This is a genomic window from Curtobacterium sp. GC_Cur_3, from assembly GCF_026544205.1.
In the GTDB taxonomy this organism is placed as follows: domain Bacteria; phylum Actinomycetota; class Actinomycetes; order Actinomycetales; family Microbacteriaceae; genus Curtobacterium.
In genome coordinates, this window is record NZ_JALNUI010000004.1 from 71,395 (window position 1) to 89,763 (window position 18,369).

Genomic DNA, 18,369 nt, shown 5'->3' on the forward strand with positions numbered 1-18,369 from the left:
TAAAGTCAGGGCGTCCGGGGACCGTTTCCCGAGACGCCACACAACATCGCACGCAGACCGGCACGAAGCTGGTCATCGGTGGTGGCATGCGGGCCGAAGAGCTCCCGACTGCTTCTACTGCTGGCCAGGCATGCGTTCCGCGTCGTGGAGCGCACGTGCACACACGTGTGCCCGAGGCCGGGTCTGCTGCACCACAGACGCAAGGAGGCATCCTCTTGGAGGGTCCCGAGATCAAGTTCGCTGAAGCGACCATCGACAACGGTCGCTACGGCACCAGGACGGTCCGGTTCGAGACCGGTCGTCTCGCGCAGCAGGCACAGGGTGCCGTCGCTGCGTACCTGGACGAAGAGACCATGCTGCTGTCGGCCACCAGTGCCGGCAAGCACCCGCGGGAGGGCTTCGACTTCTTCCCGCTGACGGTCGACGTCGAGGAGCGTTCGTACGCCGCCGGCAAGATCCCCGGCTCGTTCTTCCGCCGCGAAGGCCGTCCCTCGACGGAGGCCATCCTGGTCTGCCGTCTGATCGACCGGCCGCTGCGCCCGTCGTTCGTCGACGGTCTCCGCAACGAGGTCCAGATCGTCATCACCGTCCTGAGCATCGCCCCGGACGAGTTCTACGACGCGCTGGCCATCAACGCCGCGTCCGCGTCGACGCAGATCTCCGGTCTGCCGTTCTCCGGCCCGATCGCCGGTGTGCGCCTCGCACTCATCGGCGACCAGTGGGTCGCGTTCCCGAAGGCGTCGCAGCTCGCCGAGGCCGTCTTCGACCTCACCGTCGCCGGCCGTGTCGTCACGGACGACGCGGGCAACGAGGACGTCGCGATCATGATGGTCGAGGCCGAGGCCACCGAGCACAGCTGGGACCTCATCCAGGGCGGCGCCACCAAGCCCGACGAGGCCGTCGTCGCGCAGGGTCTCGAGGCGGCGAAGCCGTTCCTCAAGTCCCTCGTCCAGGCCCAGGCCGAGCTCGCCGCGCAGTCGGCCAAGGAGATCCAGGACTACCCGGTCTTCCCGCCGTACGCCGACGAGGTCTACGCCGCCGTCGAGTCCATCGCGCTCGCCGAGCTCGGTGACGTCTACAAGATCGCCGCGAAGACCGAGCGCCAGGACGCCGACGACGCACTGAAGTCGCGAGTCAAGGCCGCCATCGCCGAGCAGGTCACCGCGGGCACGCTGCCCGAGGTCGCCAACAGCCAGGTCAGCGCCGCGTACAAGTCGGTCACGAAGAAGGTCGTCCGCGGCCGCATCCTGACCGAGCAGGTCCGCATGGACGGTCGTGGCCTCGCCGACATCCGTCCGCTCGACGCTGAGGTCGCCGTGATCCCGCGCGTCCACGGTTCCGCGGTGTTCCAGCGCGGCGAGACGCAGATCCTCGGCGTCACCACGCTGAACATGCTCAAGATGGAGCAGCAGATCGACTCGTTGTCGCCCATCACGAAGAAGCGCTACCTGCACCACTACAACTTCCCGCCCTACTCGACCGGTGAGACCGGCCGCGTGGGTTCGCCGAAGCGTCGCGAGATCGGGCACGGCTTCCTCGCAGAGCGCGCCCTCGTGCCGGTGCTGCCGTCGCGTGAGGAGTTCCCGTACGCCATCCGTCAGGTCTCCGAGGCGCTCAGCTCGAACGGCTCGACCTCGATGGGTTCCGTCTGCGCCTCGACCCTGTCGCTGCTCAACGCCGGTGTGCCCCTCAAGGCCCCCGTCGCCGGCATCGCCATGGGCCTGGTGTCCGACACCGTCGACGGCCAGACCCGCTACGCGGCGCTGACCGACATCCTCGGAGCCGAGGACGCCCTCGGTGACATGGACTTCAAGGTCGCCGGCACGTCCGAGTTCGTCACCGCGATCCAGCTCGACACCAAGCTCGACGGCATCCCGTCGTCGGTGCTCGACGCCGCGCTGAAGCAGGCCAAGGAGGCCCGCTCGGCCATCCTCGGTGTGCTGAACGAGGCGATCGACGGCCCCGACGAGATGGCCGACACCGCTCCGCGCGTCATCTCGGTGCAGATCCCCGTCGACAAGATCGGCGAGCTGATCGGCCCGAAGGGCAAGACGATCAACGGGATCCAGGACACCACCGGTGCCGACATCTCGATCGAGGACGACGGCACGGTCTACATCGGTGCCGTCGACGGTCCGTCCGCCGAGGCTGCGCGTGCGCAGGTCAACGCGATCGCGAACCCGACCAACCCGGAGATCGGGGACCAGTTCCTCGGCACCGTCGTGAAGATCGCCACGTTCGGCGCCTTCGTGTCGCTGCTCCCGGGCCGTGACGGTCTGCTCCACGTCTCCGAGGTCCGCAAGCTCGCCGGTGGCAAGCGCGTGGAGAACGTCGAGGACGTCCTGGGCGTCGGCCAGAAGATCCTGGTCGAGGTCACCAAGGTGGACGACCGCGGCAAGCTCTCGCTCGCGCCGGTCGTGGCCGACGAGGTCGACACCGAGGGTCGCGACGACCACGGGTCGCACGCCGAGGCACCCGCCGAGGGCTGAGTCCCCGCACGACCGAACGGCCGCCACTCCTGCTGGAGTGGCGGCCGTTCCGCGTTGCCGGGTGCTGCGCTCAGGCGGCGGGCGTCTCCTGCGTGCCGGTGAGCTGCGCGCGACCCAGGACGTGCTCGCGCAGGACGAAGCCGACGACCGCGGGGGTCGCGTCGGCCGGGGCCTCGAGCACGGGGACGTCGAGGGCGCTCAGCGTGAAGACGTAGCGGTGCGAGCCGTGTCCGGCGGGCGGGGCGGCACCGAGGAACGTGTCCGTGCCGAACTCGTTGCGGCGGCGGAGTGCCTCGGCCGGCAGCAGCGCGTCGTCCGTGCCGGCACCCGCGGGGAGCTCGGTGGCGGACGCCGGGATGTCGGTGAGGCTCCAGTGCCAGAAGCCCGAGCCGGTGGGTGCGTCGGGGTCGTACACGGTGAGCACGTAGCTCTGCGTGCCCTCGGGGGCGCCGGTCCAGGCGAGGGCGGGGGAGCGGTCCTCGCCGCCGACGTCGGAGCCGCGCGCCGAGGTGGGCAGTTCGCCACCGTCGGTGAAGTCGGTGCTGGTGAGGGAGAAGGAGGGCACCTCGGGGAGGCGCCAGAGCGGGTCGTTGGCCATGGGCCCAGGCAACCACCCGTGCCCTGGTGGTGCCCGGGAGCCGGGCGGGAGACGAGCGGGAGGCCCGGTGCCAGCTGGCACCGGGCCTCCCGTCCGTCATGCGGTCGCGCTCACCGCGACCGGTGCGATCAGGCCGGTCCGGTCGCGCTCCCGGGGTTGCCGCTCGCCACGATGGCGCCGTTGACGCCCTCGGGGAAGAAGCCGCCCTTGTCGATCTGGTTCGGGTTCAGGAACACGATGTTGAGCACGCGCTCCGCGGTGCGGCCGTACGCCAACGAGTTGGCGTCGGTCGGGACGAAGTTCACCGCGCCGGTCGACGTCGTGATGCCCTGGTCGTCGTCGGTCGGCCCGTCGAGCGAGTCGCGGGCGTCGGAGATCTTGTTCGCCGGCACCTGCAGCCCCTTGTCGAAGAGCTTCGAGCGGATGATGCCCGCGTGGTACGCCTCGACGGCCAGGATGCCCGCCGCTGCGCTGAGGTACGTCTTGTTGGTGATGAGCGGAGCCGCGCCCTTGTAGGCGGTGACCCCGACGTCCTCGAACACGTAGGCGCCGAGCAGGAAGGCCTCCTCGCTGGCGAAGGGGTTGAAGGTCCCCGTCGGTCCGACCACGCCCGCGGCCCGGGCGGCCGCGGTGAAGGCGTTCGTGAAGTCGATCTTCGGTCGCGAGACGGCCGCACCACCGAGCGCCGAACGCAGGAACGCCACGTGTGCACGCTCGTCGTTCGCGATCTCGGTGGCGATCCCGCGGATGGCCGCGGTCTTGAACGGCACCTTGCTGCCGCCGACGACGGGCCCCTGGGGGTCGATGCCGGTGGTCATGCTGGCGGTCAGTCCGGTGCCGAACACGGCGCGGAGGTAGAACTCGGCCTCGAGGTACTCGAGGTTGAGCGCGAAGTTGAGGATGGCGGCGTCGGAGACGGCACCGTCCTCAGCGGGGGAGGCGGAGGCTCGGTCGGTGGTGAGCACCGAGGAGCCCAGCGCGGCGATGCCGGCTGAGGCGCCGGCGACGCCGGCGGCTGCGAAGAAGCGACGTCGATCGAGAGCGTTCTCGGCGCTCCGGTCGATGGCGTGACGGATGAATCGGTTGTCGAACATCGGTGTCCTCGTGACGTGCTGGCAGCACGGACCCGGCCGACGCTGCAGGGAAACGGGTCGGCTGGGCACGGTCGGCGGGTTGGTCGACCGTGGGGTGAAGCTACCCCCGGACGGGGGCGTCCACCAGGGGTGATGCGGAAACCGGTCGGCGGTCAGCCGGCCAGGACGCGTTCGGCGACGCGGCCGAGTGCGGCGGTGGCCGCGATGGCGTCGCCCGCGTACGCGCCGGACATCGCGCCGTCGCGGGCGAGCATCAGCTCGTCGGCGCCGTCACCGGGCAGCGGGTGGCCGGCGTCCTGCAGCAGGTCGGCCAGCCGCTCGGTGTACCAGTCGCGGTGCGAGGCCACGACGACCCGGATCTGGTCACGGGGGTCGTGGTACTCGGCGGCGGCGTTCAGGAAGGCGCAGCCGCGGAAGGTCGGGGCGTTCACCTCGTCCGCCACGGCGGTGACCCAGGCACGGACGGCGTCGGAGGCGGTGCCCGCGTCGGCCACCAGGGCGTCGAAGGCCTGCTGCACACGGTCGTGCTGCGTGTGCACGTAGGCCAGGATCAGGTTGTCCTTGGACCCGTAGTGCTTGTAGAACGTCGCCTTCGTGACGCTGGCCTCGGAGATGAGGCGGTCGACACCGACGCTGTGGATGCCCTCCTCGTAGAAGAGCCGGTTCGCGGTCTCGAGGATGCGGACCTTCGCGCCGCCGGAACGGGGAGCCGGGGGGACGCTCGACCCGTCCGGCGACGCGAGGCCACTGGTGCTCTTCCCGAGGAGACGCTGGACGGTCGGTTGGGGGGAATCGACCGTCACTGCGTGGCTCCTCGGTGGTCATCGGCTCCGCGGCTGAGTGGGGGAACTCGGTGCCGCCGAGGACTGATGTCCCGAGCCACCGGATCGGGATCTAGCGGGGGCTACCGATCCGGCATGCATGACTGTAGCACGAATGAGGACAGACAGACGAGTCGGTCTGTCCTCGATTTCTGTACCCCAGATCGAGGCACAGCCGACCGGCGCCCGCAAGCTGGCAGGACGGCGCCGGATCATCAGTAGGCTCGACCGCGATGAACCACCCAGTGCCGTTGCCCCTCGAGGCCCCGGACACGTCGTTCCTGACGTCCGGGGGATCCTTCGTCCGCCGAACCGTGCTCCCCTCGGGCGTACGCGTGCTGACCGAGGCGGTTCCGGCATCCCACTCCACGAGCATCGGGTACTGGGTCGGTGTCGGCTCCAGGGACGAACGCGCCGGGCAGTACGGCTCGACCCACTTCCTCGAGCACCTGCTCTTCAAGGGCACGACCACCAGGAGCGCGCTCGACATCGCCGTCGCGTTCGACTCCGTCGGGGGCGAGCACAACGCAGCCACGGCCAAGGAGTACACCTGCTACTACGCCCGGGTGAGGGACGCCGACGTCCCGATGGCCGTGCGCGTCATCGGAGACATGGTGACGAACTCCGTGCTCGAGCCCGCCGCCTTCGACATCGAGCGCGGGGTCATCCTCGAGGAGCTCGCGATGGCCGCCGACGACCCGGCCGACCTCGCCGGGGAGGCCTTCTTCGCGTCGGCGTTCGACGGCCACGCGCTCGGTCGTCCGATCGGCGGCACCCCGGAGAGCATCCGCGCCGTCCAGCGCGACGAGGTGATGGCGCACTACGCCGAGCACTACGCACCGAACGGGCTCGTCATCACCGCGGCCGGTGCCGTGGACCACGAGCGCTTCTGCGCCCTCGTCGACGAGGTCTTCCAGACCGCCGAGCGCGCCCGTCCGGTGGACCGCCGCACGGCGCACACGGTCGCCGACCCGGTCGCCGAGAAGCTCACCGTGATCAACCGTCCGACCGAGCAGGTCAGCATGCTCCGCGGGTCGCAGGGCCTCGACCTCCGCGACGAGCGGCGGCCCGTGCTCAGCGTCCTCAACGCCGTCCTCGGCGGCGGGATGAGCTCACGGCTGTTCCAGGAGGTCCGGGAACGCCGTGGTCTCGCGTACGCCGTGTCCTCCTTCGCCCCCGCCTACCTCGACAACGGCGCGTTCGGGGTCTACGCCGGGTGCGCGCCCGACAACGTCGCCGGCGTGATCGACATCATCGACGCCGAGTTCCGCCGCATGGTCGACGCCGGCATCACCGAGGACGAGCTCCGTCGCGCGAAGGGCCAGATCGAGGGCGCGCTGACGCTCTCGCTCGAGGACTCCGACGCCCGGATGACCCGTCTCGGCCGCGCCGAGCTCGGCACCGGTGAGTTCACCGACCTCGACACCGCCCTGGAGCGCGTCGACCGCGTCACGACCGGTGACGTCCTCGACCTGGCCCGTGACCTGCTGACCCGCCCGACGATCACCGCGGTGGTCGGCGACGTCGAGCGGTCGGCGCTCGAGTCCGCCCTGGGCACCGGCGGTCGATGACGGAGATGTCGCACTACCTCTACCTCGTCCGACACGGCGAGCACCAGGACGCCGAGCACGGCCTGCGCGACGGCAAGCTGTCCGAGCGCGGCAAGCGGCAGTCGATGCTCATCGCCGACCGCCTCGGGGGCGTGCCGTTCGACGGCGTGTACCACTCGCCGCTCGAGGCCCCGAGCGAGACCGCGTCGTTCCTGGCGCAGCGCCTGCCCGCGATCCAGCCGGAGCCGTCGACGCTGCTGTTCGACTGCATCCCGTCCGGACCGACGCCGGACATGCCCACGGCCTACAAGAAGTTCTACGGCGGGATCACCGAGGAGGAGATCATCGCCGGACAGGCCCAGATGGGCGACGCAGTCGCCGAGTGGTTCACCCCGGCGATGCAGGACCGACACGACCTCGTCATCACGCACAACGCCGTGATCGGCTGGTTCGTCCGCGAGGTCTTCCAGGCACCCGAGTGGCGCTGGATGGGCACGAACGTCGCCCACACCGCGCTGACGGTGATCCGGATCCGCTCCGCGAAGCCCGCCGAGCTCGTCACGCTCAACGACACCGCGCACCTGCCGGTCGAGCTCCGCACCGGCCTGCCGGTCGAGCAGCCGCTCTAGCGGGTCAGACGCCCCGGCGGTACCAGGCGGTCGCGTTCGGGTTGTCGTTGAAGGGCTCGACGCGGTCGTACCCGCGGCTCCGGTACATCGCGCCCGCAGCGACGAGGGAGTCGTTCGTGTCGAGCACGATCGCCGTCGCGCCGAGCTCCGCGCCCGCCTGCTCCAGGGCGTCCATGACGGCCGTCGCGACCCCGCGGCCACGCCCGGCCGGCGTCACGAACACGTGCTTGACCTCGTAGCGGACGTCCGCGCCGTCGTCGGCGATCCGCCGCAGTCCGCCGCACCCCACGGGGACGTCGCCGTCGTACGCCACGACGAACACCCCGCGCGGCGGCGTGAACTCCTCGGCCGGGGTGCGCTTGCGCGAGTACGAGCCCTGCGCGCTCGGGAAGGTGGCCTCGCGCTCGTCGAGGTAGGCGTCGAGCAGCGCGTCGACCTCGGGCAGGTCCGCCGGGACGGTGCGCACGGTGACCGGGATGCGATCGGGGGTCATGGGTCGATCCTAGGATGGGCGCATGGTCACTCCCGTCGCCGTCGTCGGCGCCACCGGTCGTCTCGGAGGCCTCGTGGCCGCCGTGGTGGACGACCTGCCCGAGTTCGAGCTCGTCGCCCGGCTGTCGTCGAAGGACGGCGCCCACGAAGCCGGGCCCGCGGTGTTCAACGGGGCGGCGGTCGTCGTCGACGTGACCGTCCCGGCGCTCAGCCCCGCGATCGTCGAACACGCCCTCGCGAGCGGCGCGAACGTGCTGGTCGGCACCTCGGGGTGGTCCGCCGCACGGCTGGCCTCGCTGCGGTCGTCCCTGGCTGACCGACCGGAGCAGGGTGCCTTCGTGGTGCCGAACTTCTCGATCGGGTCGGTCCTCGGCACCCACCTCGCCACGATCGCCGCGCCGTGGTTCCCGTCGATCGAGATCGTCGAGACCCACCACGCCGGCAAGGTCGACTCACCGTCCGGCACGGCCGTCCGCACCGCCGAGCTCATCGCCGAGGCACGGCGCGAGGTCGGCCCCGTCGAGGCCCCGCACGTCGACCAGCGTGCCCGTGGCCAGCAGGTCGCCAGCGTGCCGATCCACTCGCTGCGGCTGCCGGGCGTCAAGGCCCTGCAGGACGTCGTGCTGAGCGGGCCGGGGGAGACCCTGACGATCCGCCACGACACCACCGACGACGTCGCCTACGCCCCGGGCATCCGGGCGGCCCTGGCGGCGGTCGGCTCGATGCGCGGGCTCACCGTGGGCCTCGGCTCCGTGCTCGGCATCGGCTAGCGGAGGCGCTGATGCGACTCCGCTCGCCGTTCTGGGGCGCCGCCCTGATGGCCCTGCTGCTCGCGCTCTACATCGTGCTCGTCGGGCAGCGTGCCGTGGCGTTCATCGCGACCGGGCTGCCGATCGGCATCGCGATCGGGGTCGCCCTCGCCGTCTTCGCGGTGATCGGTGCACTCCTGCTCGTCCTGGAGTTCCGGTTCGGCCTGCGGATCACCCGGCTCGGAGCCCGGCTCGAACGGGAGCACGGCACACCCGCCGACGTCGTGCCCCTGCGACCGTCGGGGCGTCCCGACCGCGCCGCCGCGGACGAGCTCTTCCCGCAGTACAAGGCCGAGGTCGAGGCGACGCCGGACGACTGGCGTGCCTGGTTCCGCCTCGGGGTCGTGTACGACGCCGCGGGGGACCGGAAGCGTGCGCGGGCGGCCATGCGGACCGCGCTCGCGCACGCCGGGGGCCAGGACGCGCGCGCCGGGCGGCCCTGAGCCGGTCGCGGTGTCCCGAACACCTCAGAACGCGGCGTCGACCGCGATCTCGGCCTGCGTGAACCGGAACACGTAGCCCGACTCGAGCAGCTTCGTCGGGACCATCTGCTGGCTCGACAGGAGCATCTCGTCGGCCGCGTCCCGCAGCAGCGTCCGCAGCGCGAACTCCGGCAGGCGGAACACGTAGGGCCGGTGCAGGTCCTCCGCGACGCGCTTGGTGATGCGGTCGGCGACGGCGGGCTCCGGGCCGGACAGGTTCACCGGGCCCCGGACCTCCGACGCCGACGCGGCCGTCGCGAGGTGCACGATCGCGCCGACCTCGTCCTCCAGCGCGATCCACGGCCAGAACTGCCCGCCCGTGCCGAGCCGGCTGCCCAGGCCGAAGCGGGTCAGCGGGATGAGCGGCGCGAGCGCGCCACCGCCCTGGCCGACGACGATGCCGGTGCGGAGCATGACGACACGGACGCCCTCGGGAGCCGTCGCCGCGGCGGCCTCCCACGCGGTGCAGACGTCGGCGAGGAACCCGCTGCCGGGCGCGGCGTCGTCCTGCAGCACGTCGGAGGGCCGGTCGCCGTAGACGCCCGACGCCGACCCGGACAGGAACAGGCGCGGCGGGGTCGTCGCCCGGCGCATCGCGTCGACCAGCGTGGTCGTGGCGTCGACGCGGGAGCGCTCGATCTCCTGCTTGTACGTGTCGGTCCAGGGGAGCTTGCCGATGTTCGCCCCGGCGAGGTTGACCACGACGTCGGCCCCGTCGAGCACGGCGGGGTCGAGCGGGCGCTGCCCGGGTGCCCAGCGGAACTCGGTGGGCGTGTGGGGTTCGCGTCGGACCAGGGTCGACACGTGGTGCCCGGCCTCGCGCAGTGCGCGGACCAGGGGGGTCCCGATGAAGCCGGACGCGCCGGCCACCAGGATCGAGAGCGGCTGTTCCGCCATGTGGGCCTCCATGGCTGCCACGGTACTCAGCAGCCTGGAGGCTCGGCTGGCGTCCCGACCGCGTCTCGCGCGTGTGGGTGGTCGCGCTTACGATCATCTGGTGACCGACACCGCGACCGTCCTGCCCGACGCCTCCGTCTCGACCCCGTACGAGGACCTCCTGCGGCGCGTGCTGGAGGAGGGCTCGCCGAAGGGCGACCGCACCGGCACGGGGACCCGCAGTGTCTTCGGCGCGCAGCTCCGCTACGACCTGTCGGAGGGCTTCCCGCTCGTCACGACCAAGCGGGTGCACTTCAAGTCGATCGCGTACGAGCTCCTCTGGTTCCTGCGCGGTGACGGCAACGCCACCTGGTTGCAGGAGCACGGCGTCCGGATCTGGAACGAGTGGGCCGGTGCCGACGGTGACCTCGGCCCCGTCTACGGCGTGCAGTGGCGCTCGTGGCCGACGCCGTCGGGTGAGCACGTCGACCAGATCGCCCAGGTGATCGAGCAGATCCGGACCAACCCCGACTCCCGCCGACTGATCGTGTCGGCGTGGAACGTCGCGGACATCCCGGACATGGCCCTGGCGCCCTGCCACGCGTTCTTCCAGTTCTACGTCAACGACGGCAAGCTCTCGTGCCAGCTCTACCAGCGGAGCGCGGACATGTTCCTCGGCGTGCCGTTCAACATCGCCTCGTACGCCCTGCTCACGCACATGATCGCCGCGCAGACCGGGCTCGAGGTCGGCGACTTCGTGTGGACCGGCGGCGACTGCCACGTCTACGACAACCACGTCGAGCAGGTCCGCGAGCAGCTGTCCCGCACGGCGTACGCGCCCCCGACGCTCGAGCTCGCCCCGCGCGACTCGATCGACGACTACGAGTACGAGGACTTCACCGTCGTCGGCTACCACCACCACCCGGCGATCTCCGGCGCCGTCGCGGTCTGATGGCGGACGGCAGCTGGGTCGAGCCCGTCCGCGGCGTCGGCATGGTGTGGGCACGCTCCGTGGGCGGTGTCATCGGCGCCGACGGCGGGATGCCCTGGCACGTCCCGGAGGACCTCGCCCACTTCCGCCAGGTGACCGGCTCGTCGACCGTCGTGATGGGCCGTCGGACGTGGGAGTCCCTTCCCGAGCGGTTCCGCCCGCTGCCCGGCCGGCGCAACGTCGTGCTCACCCGCGACACCGCCTGGAGCGCCGAGGGCGTCGTCGTCGTGCACGACCTCGCGGCGGCGCTCGACACCGACGAACCCGTGTGGGTCATCGGCGGCGGCCAGGTGTACGCCGCGGCCCTGCCGTTCGCCGACCGGGTCTCCGAGACCGTGATCGACGTCGAGGTCGACGGGGACACCGTCGCCCCGGCGCTCGCCGACGGCTGGGACCTCGTCGACGACGGGGCGTGGCAGGAGTCCCGGGAGGGCCTGCGCTACCGGTTCCTCGAGTGGCGCCGGGGAGCATGAGCGCCACCGTCTGTCCGGACGGCGGCCCCGACGCGCATCCCCGGTACGCTGGTGCCCGTGTCCACGCGTGAGAATCCCTTCGGCCAGGTCCTCGTCGCCCTCGTGACCCCGTTCACGGCCGACGGCGAAGTCGACTGGCCGGGCGTCGAGCGGCACATCGACGACTGCATCACCGCCGGGGCCGACGGCATCGTCGTGACCGGCACAACCGGCGAGACCTCGACGCTCACCGACCCCGAGAAGCTCCGCCTGGTCGAGGTCGGCAAGTCCGTCGCCGCCGGTCGCGCGAAGATCATCACGGGCGGTGGCTCGAACGAGACCGCGCACGCCATCCACCTGTACAAGCAGAGCGAGCGGGCCGGTGCCGACGGCGTGATGATCGTCACGCCGTACTACAACAAGCCGACCCAGGCGGGTGTGCTGACCCACTTCCGGATGATCGCCGACGCCACGGACCTGCCGGTGATCCTGTACGACATCCCCGGTCGCACCGGCATCCCGATCACGTACGACACCATCCTCCGGGCGTCGAAGCACCCGAACATCCTCGCCGTGAAGGACGCCAAGGGCGACTTCGCCGAGGTGTCCCGCGTGCTGAACAACACCGACCTGATGTACTTCTCCGGGGACGACACCAACGTGCTCCCGCACCTGTCCATCGGTGCCACCGGGCTCATCGGCGTGACCGCGAACATCACCAGCGCGCCGTACCGCACGATCGTCGACGCCGTGAACGCCGGCGACCTGGCGACCGCCACGCGGGAGCACCAGCGCCTCGAGCCGCTCGTTCGCGCCGTCATGACGCACGTGCCCGGCACCGTCGCGGCGAAGTACATCCTGCACGGGCTCGGCCGCATCGGCAGCCCGCGCGTCCGTCTGCCGCTCGTCGGCCCCGAGGACTCCGAGGCCTACGCCATCGAGACCTCGCTCGAAGCCGTGCACGGGATCCCCGGCGCCGACTTCTCCAACTTCCGCCCGGACCGCAACGCGGCCGCCGGCGGTGCGCTTCCGAAGGTGCCAGGCACCACCCGTTGATCGACCGCGGCGCGCGGGTGCGCGTCGCCGAAGCAGTCAGGACCGAATGCCCACGCAAGTCTCCGAACCCCAGCCCCTCGAGCCGGGCACCCTCCGTGTCATCCCCATCGGGGGACTCGGCGAGATCGGTCGAAACATGACCGTCTACGAGTACGAGGGCAAGCTGCTCGTCGTCGACGCCGGCGTGCTCTTCCCCGAGGAGCACCAGCCGGGCGTCGACCTGATCCTGCCCGACTTCTCGCCGATCCGGGACCGCCTCGACGACGTCCTCGGTGTCGTGCTCACGCACGGCCACGAGGACCACATCGGTGCCGTCCCGTACCTGCTGAAGCTCCGCGCCGACATCCCGCTCATCGGCTCGACGCTGACCCTCGCGCTGGTCGAGGCCAAGCTCAAGGAACACCGGATCAAGCCGTACACGCTCGTCGTGGCCGAGGACCAGACCGAGCAGATGGGCCCGTTCCACCTCGAGTTCGTCGCGGTGAACCACTCGATCCCGGACGCCCTCGCCGTCGCCATCACCACCCCGGCCGGCCGCGTGCTGCACACGGGTGACTTCAAGATGGACCAGCTCCCGCTCGACGACCGCATCACCGACCTCCGCGCCTTCGCGCGCCTCGGTGAGGCCGGCGTCGACCTGTTCCTGCCCGACTCGACGAACGCCGACGTCCCCGGGTTCACCGCCCCGGAGCGCGACATCGGCCCGGTGCTGGAGAACATCATCATGCGGGCGCGCAAGAAGGTCGTCGTCGCGAGCTTCTCCTCGCACGTGCACCGCGTCCAGCAGGTCCTCGACGCCGCTGCCGCCGCGAACCGCAAGGTCGCGTTCATGGGCCGCTCGATGATCCGCAACATGACGATCGCCGCCGAGCTCGGGTACCTGCGGGTGCCGGAGAACGTGCTGATCGACACGAAGAAGGCCAAGAACGTCCCGGACGACCAGATCGTCTACATGTCGACGGGGTCGCAGGGCGAGCCGATGGCCGTCCTCGCCCGCATGGCGAACCTCGAGCACCAGATCGAGATCGGCGAGGGCGACACCGTCATCCTGGCGTCCTCGCTCATCCCGGGCAACGAGAACGCCGTCTACCGCGTCATCGATGGCCTGACGAAGCTCGGTGCGCGGGTCGTGCACAAGGGCAACGCGAAGGTGCACGTCTCCGGCCACGCGTCGGCCGGTGAGCTCCTGTACTGCTACAACATCCTGCGTCCGCGCAACGTCCTGCCCGTCCACGGCGAGCACCGCCACCTGTACGCGAACGCCGACCTGGCGATCCAGACGGGTGTGCCGCCGCGCAACGTCATCCTCGGGCAGGACGGCATCGTCGTCGACCTCAAGGACGGCCTCGCGAGCGTCGTCGGACAGCTCGACATCGGCTACGTCTACGTCGACGGCTCCACCGTGGGCGAGATCACCGACGCCGACCTCAAGGACCGCCGGGTCCTGGCAGAAGAGGGCTTCATCTCGATCGTCTGCGCCCTGGACTTCACCACCGGGCAGTGCGTGATCGGGCCGGAGATCTCCTCGCGCGGCTTCGCCGAGGACGACTCCGTCTTCGACGACGTCCGCCCGCAGATCGCCAAGGCCCTGGCCGACGCGGCCGGCAACGGCACGCACGACCAGCACGCCTTCAGCCAGGTCGTCCGCCGGACGGTGGGCCGCTGGGTGAACACGAAGCACCGCCGTCGTCCGATGATCGTCCCGGTGATCATCGAGGCCTAGTCGGTCCGGCGCGCAGCGCCGGTGCATCAGCCAGGAGGCTCGGTGCGGGTCCGTGACGGACCCGCACCGAGCCTCCTGGCCGTCCAGGGCCGTTCCACAGCCGTGCGCGCCTCCCTCGGTTCGTCGTGGGGAACGGTTAGGGTTCTGCCCATGGCCGGAGGCACCAAGTCGACCACGCGCTCGCGCGCGTCCACGTCGTCCCGCGGAAGTGGGGCGCGCGGTTCGTCGCGCACCCAGGCCACCACGAAGAAGCTCCCGCAGGCCACGCCGCCGGTGGAGTTCCACGGGGAGAACCCGCTCGTGACGGTGTGGATGGGCATGGCGCACGCGGTCGGGGCGATGTTCCGACTGCTCGGCAAGGAGACCCTCGAGAAGGACCAGCGCCGCGACGGCTTCCCCTTCTTCCTGTTCGTGCTGGCGATCGTCGGCGCGGTCGTGGAATGGCTCAACCCGACCAACGGGGTGTCGGTCGCGCTGGACGCCTACACGTTCGGCGGGCTGTTCGGCCGTCTGGCCTTCGCCCTGCCCGTGATCATGGTCGTGTTCGCCGGCTGGCTGTTCCGGCACCCGGCGTCCGTGCACGACAACACCCGGATCGGCATCGGCCTCGGGCTGCTGCTCGTGTCGATCTCCTCGCTCTGCCACGTCTTCGGCGGACAGCCCAGTGCGGCCGACGGCATGCCCGTCCTCGCCGCGGCCGGCGGTGTCCTCGGGTGGGTCGTGATCGGCTGGCTCGTCGCCGTCGCTACGCCGTGGGTGGCCGTCCCGGTCGCGATCGTGCTGCTCGTGCTGTCGCTGTTCATCATCACGAAGACCCCGCCGAACAAGGTCGGTCGTCGCCTGCACGAGCTCTACGCGTACCTGTTCGGTGCGCCCGCCCCGGCTGCGGAGGACGTCGACGACGCCCCCGTCGAGCCGACCAGGCCGACCCGCAAGCGCGCCACGAAGACCGACTCCCAGGGCCTGCAGCTGTTCGAGGACCTCGGCTTCGACGAGGACGAGCAGGCGGCCGAGGGCGCCGAGAACCAGACCCCGTGGTGGCGGCGGAACAAGACCGGCCGTGAAGAGGACCCGGCGTACGACACCCCCGTCATCCCGCCGGCCGCTGCCGCTGCTGCGGCCGCCGCTCCCGTGCCGACGCCCGCACCGGTGCCGACGCTCGCGCCGGCCCCGACCGTCGGTGCCGCTGCCGGCCTCGTCGACCTCACGCCGGCCGAACCCGTGTCGGTGAACCTCAACGACTCCGCGGAGCAGGACGTCGCCGCCGAGCTCGACCGTGCCGAGCAGGCCCTCCGCGACTTCGGCGCCCCGGTGCCGGACGACGCCACCGCCGTGATCCGTCCGGCGCAGGACGTACCGCTCGTGTCGCCCGCGCTGCCCGACGAGGACCCGGCCGCAGCCGTCCTGCCGTCGGCCGCCTCGGACGACGACCCGTCCCGCCCGTACCGCCTGCCGGCAGCGACGACGCTGAGCTCCGGCACGCCGTCGGTCGCCCGCAGCCAGGCGAACGACGACATCGTCGCCGCGATCATGGGCGTGCTCACCGAGTTCAAGGTCGACGCCAGGGTCACGGGCTTCTCCCGCGGGCCGACGGTCACCCGGTACGAGATCGAGCTGGGCCCGGGCGTCAAGGTCGAGCGCGTCACGGCGCTGTCGAAGAACCTGTCGTACGCGGTCGCCTCGAACGAGGTCCGCATCCTGTCGCCGATCCCGGGCAAGAGCGCGATCGGCGTCGAGATCCCGAACTCCGACCGCGAGATCGTCTCCCTCGGCGACGTGCTCCGGTCGAGCGCCGCGACCAAGTCGAAGCACCCGATGACGATCGGCGTGGGCAAGGACGTCGAGGGCGGCTTCGTCGTCGCGAACCTCGCGAAGATGCCCCACCTGCTGGTCGCCGGCTCCACCGGCTCCGGCAAGTCGGTGTTCATCAACTCGATGATCACGTCGCTGCTCATGCGCGCGAAGCCGTCCGAGGTCCGCATGGTCCTCGTCGACCCGAAGCGCGTCGAGCTCTCGATCTACGCCGGTGTCCCGCACCTCATCACGCCCATCATCACGAACCCGAAGAAGGCGGCGGAAGCGCTGCAGTGGGTCGTGAAGGAGATGGACATGCGGTACGACGACCTGGCGTCGTTCGGGTTCCGCCACGTGGACGACTTCAACAAGGCGATCGAGAACGGCGAGATCATCCTGCCCGCGGGCAGCGAGCGGAAGCTCAAGCCGTACCCGTACCTGCTCGTCGTGGTGGACGAGCTCGCGGACCTCATGCTCGTCGCCCCGCGCGACGTCGAGGAGTCGATCGTCCGCATCACCCAGCTCGCCCGTGCCGCCGGCATCCACCTGGTGCTCGCCACACAGCGTCCGTCGGTCGACGTCATCACCGGCCTGATCAAGGCCAACGTGCCGTCCCGCATCGCCTTCGCCGTGACCAGCGTCACCGACTCCCGCGTCATCCTCGACCAGCCGGGCGCCGACAAGCTCATCGGGCAGGGCGACGGGCTCTTCCTGCCGATGGGGTCCTCGAAGGCCGTCCGCGTGCAGGGCGCCTGGGTGCAGGAGAGCGAGGTCGCCGAGGTCGTCCAGCACGTCACCCGGCAGGCCCAGCCCGAGTACCGCCAGGACGTCGCCGCCGTGGTGGAGCGCAAGGAGGTCGACGCCGACATCGGTGACGACCTCGAGCTGCTGCTCGCCGCGGTCGAGCAGGTCGTCTCGACGCAGTTCGGGTCGACGTCGATGCTGCAGCGGAAGCTCCGCGTCGGCTTCGCCAAGGCCGGACGCCTGATGGACCTGATGGAGTCGCGCGACATCGTCGGGCCGTCGGAGGGTTCGAAGGCCCGCGACGTGCTCGTCACCGCGGACCAGCTGCCCTCCGTGCTCGCGAAGCTCCGCGGCGAGGAACCGCCCGCCGCTGCCGCTGCCGCTCCGGTGGCGCCGGTGCCCGGCGACGACGGCGGCGACCGGTACAGCGCCGACCCGGTCGGCGACATGACCCGCGGGTACGATGCAGTGGACGACGAACCAGACGAGGACGCCTGGGGCCTCACGGGCAGGGAGTGAGCACGATGACCGCCTCCGACGGCACCACCACCAAGCGGTTCCCGTGGCGCGGACGCCTGATCCGCAAGGGCCCGGGGCCCGCGTCCACCGCGAACGTGGCGAACATCATCACCGTCATCCGGATCCTGATGGCGCCGCTGTTCTTCGTCCTGCTGCTGTCGGACGCCGGCCAGGACACCGGCGTGCGCATCTGGGCGGCCGTGGTCTTCGTGGTGGCGATCGTCACCGACAGCGCCGACGGCATCATCGCCCGTCGTCAGGGGCTCGTCACGGACTTCGGCAAGCTCGTCGACCCGATCGCCGACAAGGTGCTCATCGGCGGCGCCCTCGTCGCCCTGTCGATCCTCGGCGAGCTGCCGTGGTACGTCACGGTGCTCATCATGGTCCGCGAGATCGGCATCACCGTCTTCCGCTTCGCGGTGCTCTCCGACCGGGTCATCCCGGCCAGCCGCGGCGGGAAGATCAAGACCGTCCTGCAGGCCGTGGCGATCACCCTGGCGTTGTTCCCCTGGTGGGGCTTCGCCGGGGACTTCGCGCACTGGACGAACGGCATCCTGATGACCGCGGCGGTCATCGCCACCGTGCTGAGCGGGCTGGACTACCTGTACCAGGCCTGGAAGCACAACCGGACCGCAGCATGACGGACGCTGTCCGGATCGCGCCGACGCTCGTCGCGGAACTGACAGTCCGCGGTGAGACGGTCGCGGTGGCGGAGTCGCTCACGGGTGGCCTCGTCGTCGCCGAGCTGGTCGCCGTGCCCGGTGCGAGCGCGGTCGTCGTCGGTGGCGTCGTGGCGTACGCCACCCCCGTCAAGGCGTCAGTGCTGGGGGTCTCCGCGGAGCTGTTGGCCGCCAACGGCGCCGTGGACCCGGAGGTCGCACGACAGATGGCCAGCGGTGTCCGGCACGCCCTCGCCGTCGACGGCGTCCCCGCCACGTGGGGGATCAGCACCACGGGCGTGGCCGGACCGGACCCGCAGGACGGCCAGCCGGTCGGCACGGTCTTCGTCGGGATCGCGTCCGAGGCGGGTGCCGAGGCCTTCGCGCTGCACCTCGACGGTGACCGTGAGGCAATCCGGAACGCCTCGGTCTCCGAACTCCTGACACGACTGTCCATCCAGCTCGAGACCGGGGAATGACCCGCGTTACCACCGGGTTACATCTCACGCAATCTCCAGCAGGACGGCAGCCCAGGTGGCTAGCATGCTGCAACCGGCAACGCGCAGTTGCTGAACCCGAACCGGTCATCCC

17 protein-coding genes are annotated in these 18,369 nt (G+C 70.9%); 12 read left to right on the plus strand and 5 right to left on the minus strand.

The features are described from left to right. Window positions 1-215: 215 nt before the first annotated feature. The gene (locus tag OXR63_RS03035; RefSeq protein ID WP_267419981.1) at window positions 216-2,489 is read left to right on the plus strand and encodes a polyribonucleotide nucleotidyltransferase; all 2,274 of its coding nucleotides are present in this window, start codon (window positions 216-218) and stop codon (window positions 2,487-2,489) included. Between the two features lie 70 nt (window positions 2,490-2,559). Here the strand turns inward: OXR63_RS03035 and OXR63_RS03040 are convergent, their stop codons facing one another. From OXR63_RS03040 to OXR63_RS03050, 3 genes are all read right to left on the minus strand, one after another. Beyond that, complete coding sequence (locus OXR63_RS03040) at window positions 2,560-3,087, minus strand: YbhB/YbcL family Raf kinase inhibitor-like protein (protein ID WP_267419983.1); 528 nt, start codon at window positions 3,085-3,087, stop codon at window positions 2,560-2,562. Window positions 3,088-3,215: 128 nt separating this feature from the next. Beyond that, entirely contained in the window at window positions 3,216-4,181 is a 966-nt protein-coding gene (locus OXR63_RS03045; protein ID WP_267419984.1) for a ferritin-like domain-containing protein, read from the minus strand. 152 nt (window positions 4,182-4,333) lie between these two features. Next, on the minus strand, window positions 4,334-4,984 hold the full coding sequence (locus OXR63_RS03050) for a TetR/AcrR family transcriptional regulator (protein ID WP_267419986.1): 651 nt from the start codon (window positions 4,982-4,984) through the stop codon (window positions 4,334-4,336). Window positions 4,985-5,235: 251 nt separating this feature from the next. Here OXR63_RS03050 and OXR63_RS03055 point away from each other — a divergent pair, with 251 nt between their 5' ends. Together OXR63_RS03055 and OXR63_RS03060 are read left to right on the plus strand one after the other, a co-directional pair. Further along, the gene (locus OXR63_RS03055; RefSeq protein WP_267419988.1) at window positions 5,236-6,573 is read left to right on the plus strand and encodes a M16 family metallopeptidase; all 1,338 of its coding nucleotides are present in this window, start codon (window positions 5,236-5,238) and stop codon (window positions 6,571-6,573) included. Between the two features lie 5 nt (window positions 6,574-6,578). Continuing rightward, a complete protein-coding gene (locus tag OXR63_RS03060; RefSeq protein ID WP_194628142.1) occupies window positions 6,579-7,181 on the plus strand; it encodes a histidine phosphatase family protein in 603 nt (200 codons plus the stop codon). A gap of 4 nt (window positions 7,182-7,185) precedes the next feature. On the opposite strand, the gene OXR63_RS03065 is transcribed toward OXR63_RS03060, so the two are convergent. Next, on the minus strand, window positions 7,186-7,674 hold the full coding sequence (locus OXR63_RS03065; RefSeq protein ID WP_267419990.1) for a GNAT family N-acetyltransferase: 489 nt from the start codon (window positions 7,672-7,674) through the stop codon (window positions 7,186-7,188). Window positions 7,675-7,696: 22 nt separating this feature from the next. Here OXR63_RS03065 and dapB point away from each other — a divergent pair, with 22 nt between their 5' ends. Beyond that, window positions 7,697-8,443 carry a 4-hydroxy-tetrahydrodipicolinate reductase gene (gene dapB, locus OXR63_RS03070; RefSeq protein ID WP_267419991.1) on the plus strand — a complete coding sequence of 249 codons (747 nt, stop codon included), beginning with the start codon at window positions 7,697-7,699 and terminating at the stop codon, window positions 8,441-8,443. An 11-nt stretch (window positions 8,444-8,454) separates the two neighbouring features. Further along, window positions 8,455-8,925, plus strand: coding sequence for a hypothetical protein (locus OXR63_RS03075; RefSeq protein WP_267419993.1), 471 nt, complete (start codon window positions 8,455-8,457; stop codon window positions 8,923-8,925). Window positions 8,926-8,949: 24 nt separating this feature from the next. Here the strand turns inward: OXR63_RS03075 and OXR63_RS03080 are convergent, their stop codons facing one another. Then, a complete protein-coding gene (locus tag OXR63_RS03080; RefSeq protein ID WP_267419994.1) occupies window positions 8,950-9,873 on the minus strand; it encodes a TIGR01777 family oxidoreductase in 924 nt (307 codons plus the stop codon). Window positions 9,874-9,961: 88 nt separating this feature from the next. Here OXR63_RS03080 and OXR63_RS03085 point away from each other — a divergent pair, with 88 nt between their 5' ends. From OXR63_RS03085 to OXR63_RS03115, 7 genes are all read left to right on the plus strand, one after another. Continuing rightward, entirely contained in the window at window positions 9,962-10,792 is an 831-nt protein-coding gene (locus OXR63_RS03085) for a thymidylate synthase (RefSeq protein WP_267419995.1), read from the plus strand. Next, window positions 10,792-11,304: a dihydrofolate reductase gene (locus OXR63_RS03090; RefSeq protein ID WP_267419996.1), complete on the plus strand. Its 513-nt coding sequence runs from the start codon at window positions 10,792-10,794 to the stop codon at window positions 11,302-11,304. The genes OXR63_RS03085 and OXR63_RS03090 overlap by 1 nt, the downstream gene beginning before the upstream one ends. Before the next feature lie 57 nt (window positions 11,305-11,361). Beyond that, window positions 11,362-12,339 (plus strand): 4-hydroxy-tetrahydrodipicolinate synthase, encoded by a 978-nt coding sequence (dapA, locus tag OXR63_RS03095; protein WP_267419997.1) that lies wholly within the window; start codon window positions 11,362-11,364, stop codon window positions 12,337-12,339. A gap of 46 nt (window positions 12,340-12,385) precedes the next feature. Continuing rightward, a complete protein-coding gene (locus tag OXR63_RS03100; RefSeq protein ID WP_267419998.1) occupies window positions 12,386-14,062 on the plus strand; it encodes a ribonuclease J in 1,677 nt (558 codons plus the stop codon). Between the two features lie 150 nt (window positions 14,063-14,212). After that, window positions 14,213-17,119 (plus strand): FtsK/SpoIIIE family DNA translocase, encoded by a 2,907-nt coding sequence (locus OXR63_RS03105; RefSeq protein WP_267420000.1) that lies wholly within the window; start codon window positions 14,213-14,215, stop codon window positions 17,117-17,119. Between the two features lie 5 nt (window positions 17,120-17,124). Continuing rightward, window positions 17,125-17,760, plus strand: coding sequence for a CDP-diacylglycerol--glycerol-3-phosphate 3-phosphatidyltransferase (gene pgsA, locus OXR63_RS03110; RefSeq protein WP_276589208.1), 636 nt, complete (start codon window positions 17,125-17,127; stop codon window positions 17,758-17,760). Next, complete coding sequence (locus OXR63_RS03115; RefSeq protein ID WP_267420002.1) at window positions 17,757-18,257, plus strand: CinA family protein; 501 nt, start codon at window positions 17,757-17,759, stop codon at window positions 18,255-18,257. The genes pgsA and OXR63_RS03115 overlap by 4 nt, the downstream gene beginning before the upstream one ends. The last annotated feature ends 112 nt before the right edge of the window (window positions 18,258-18,369 follow it).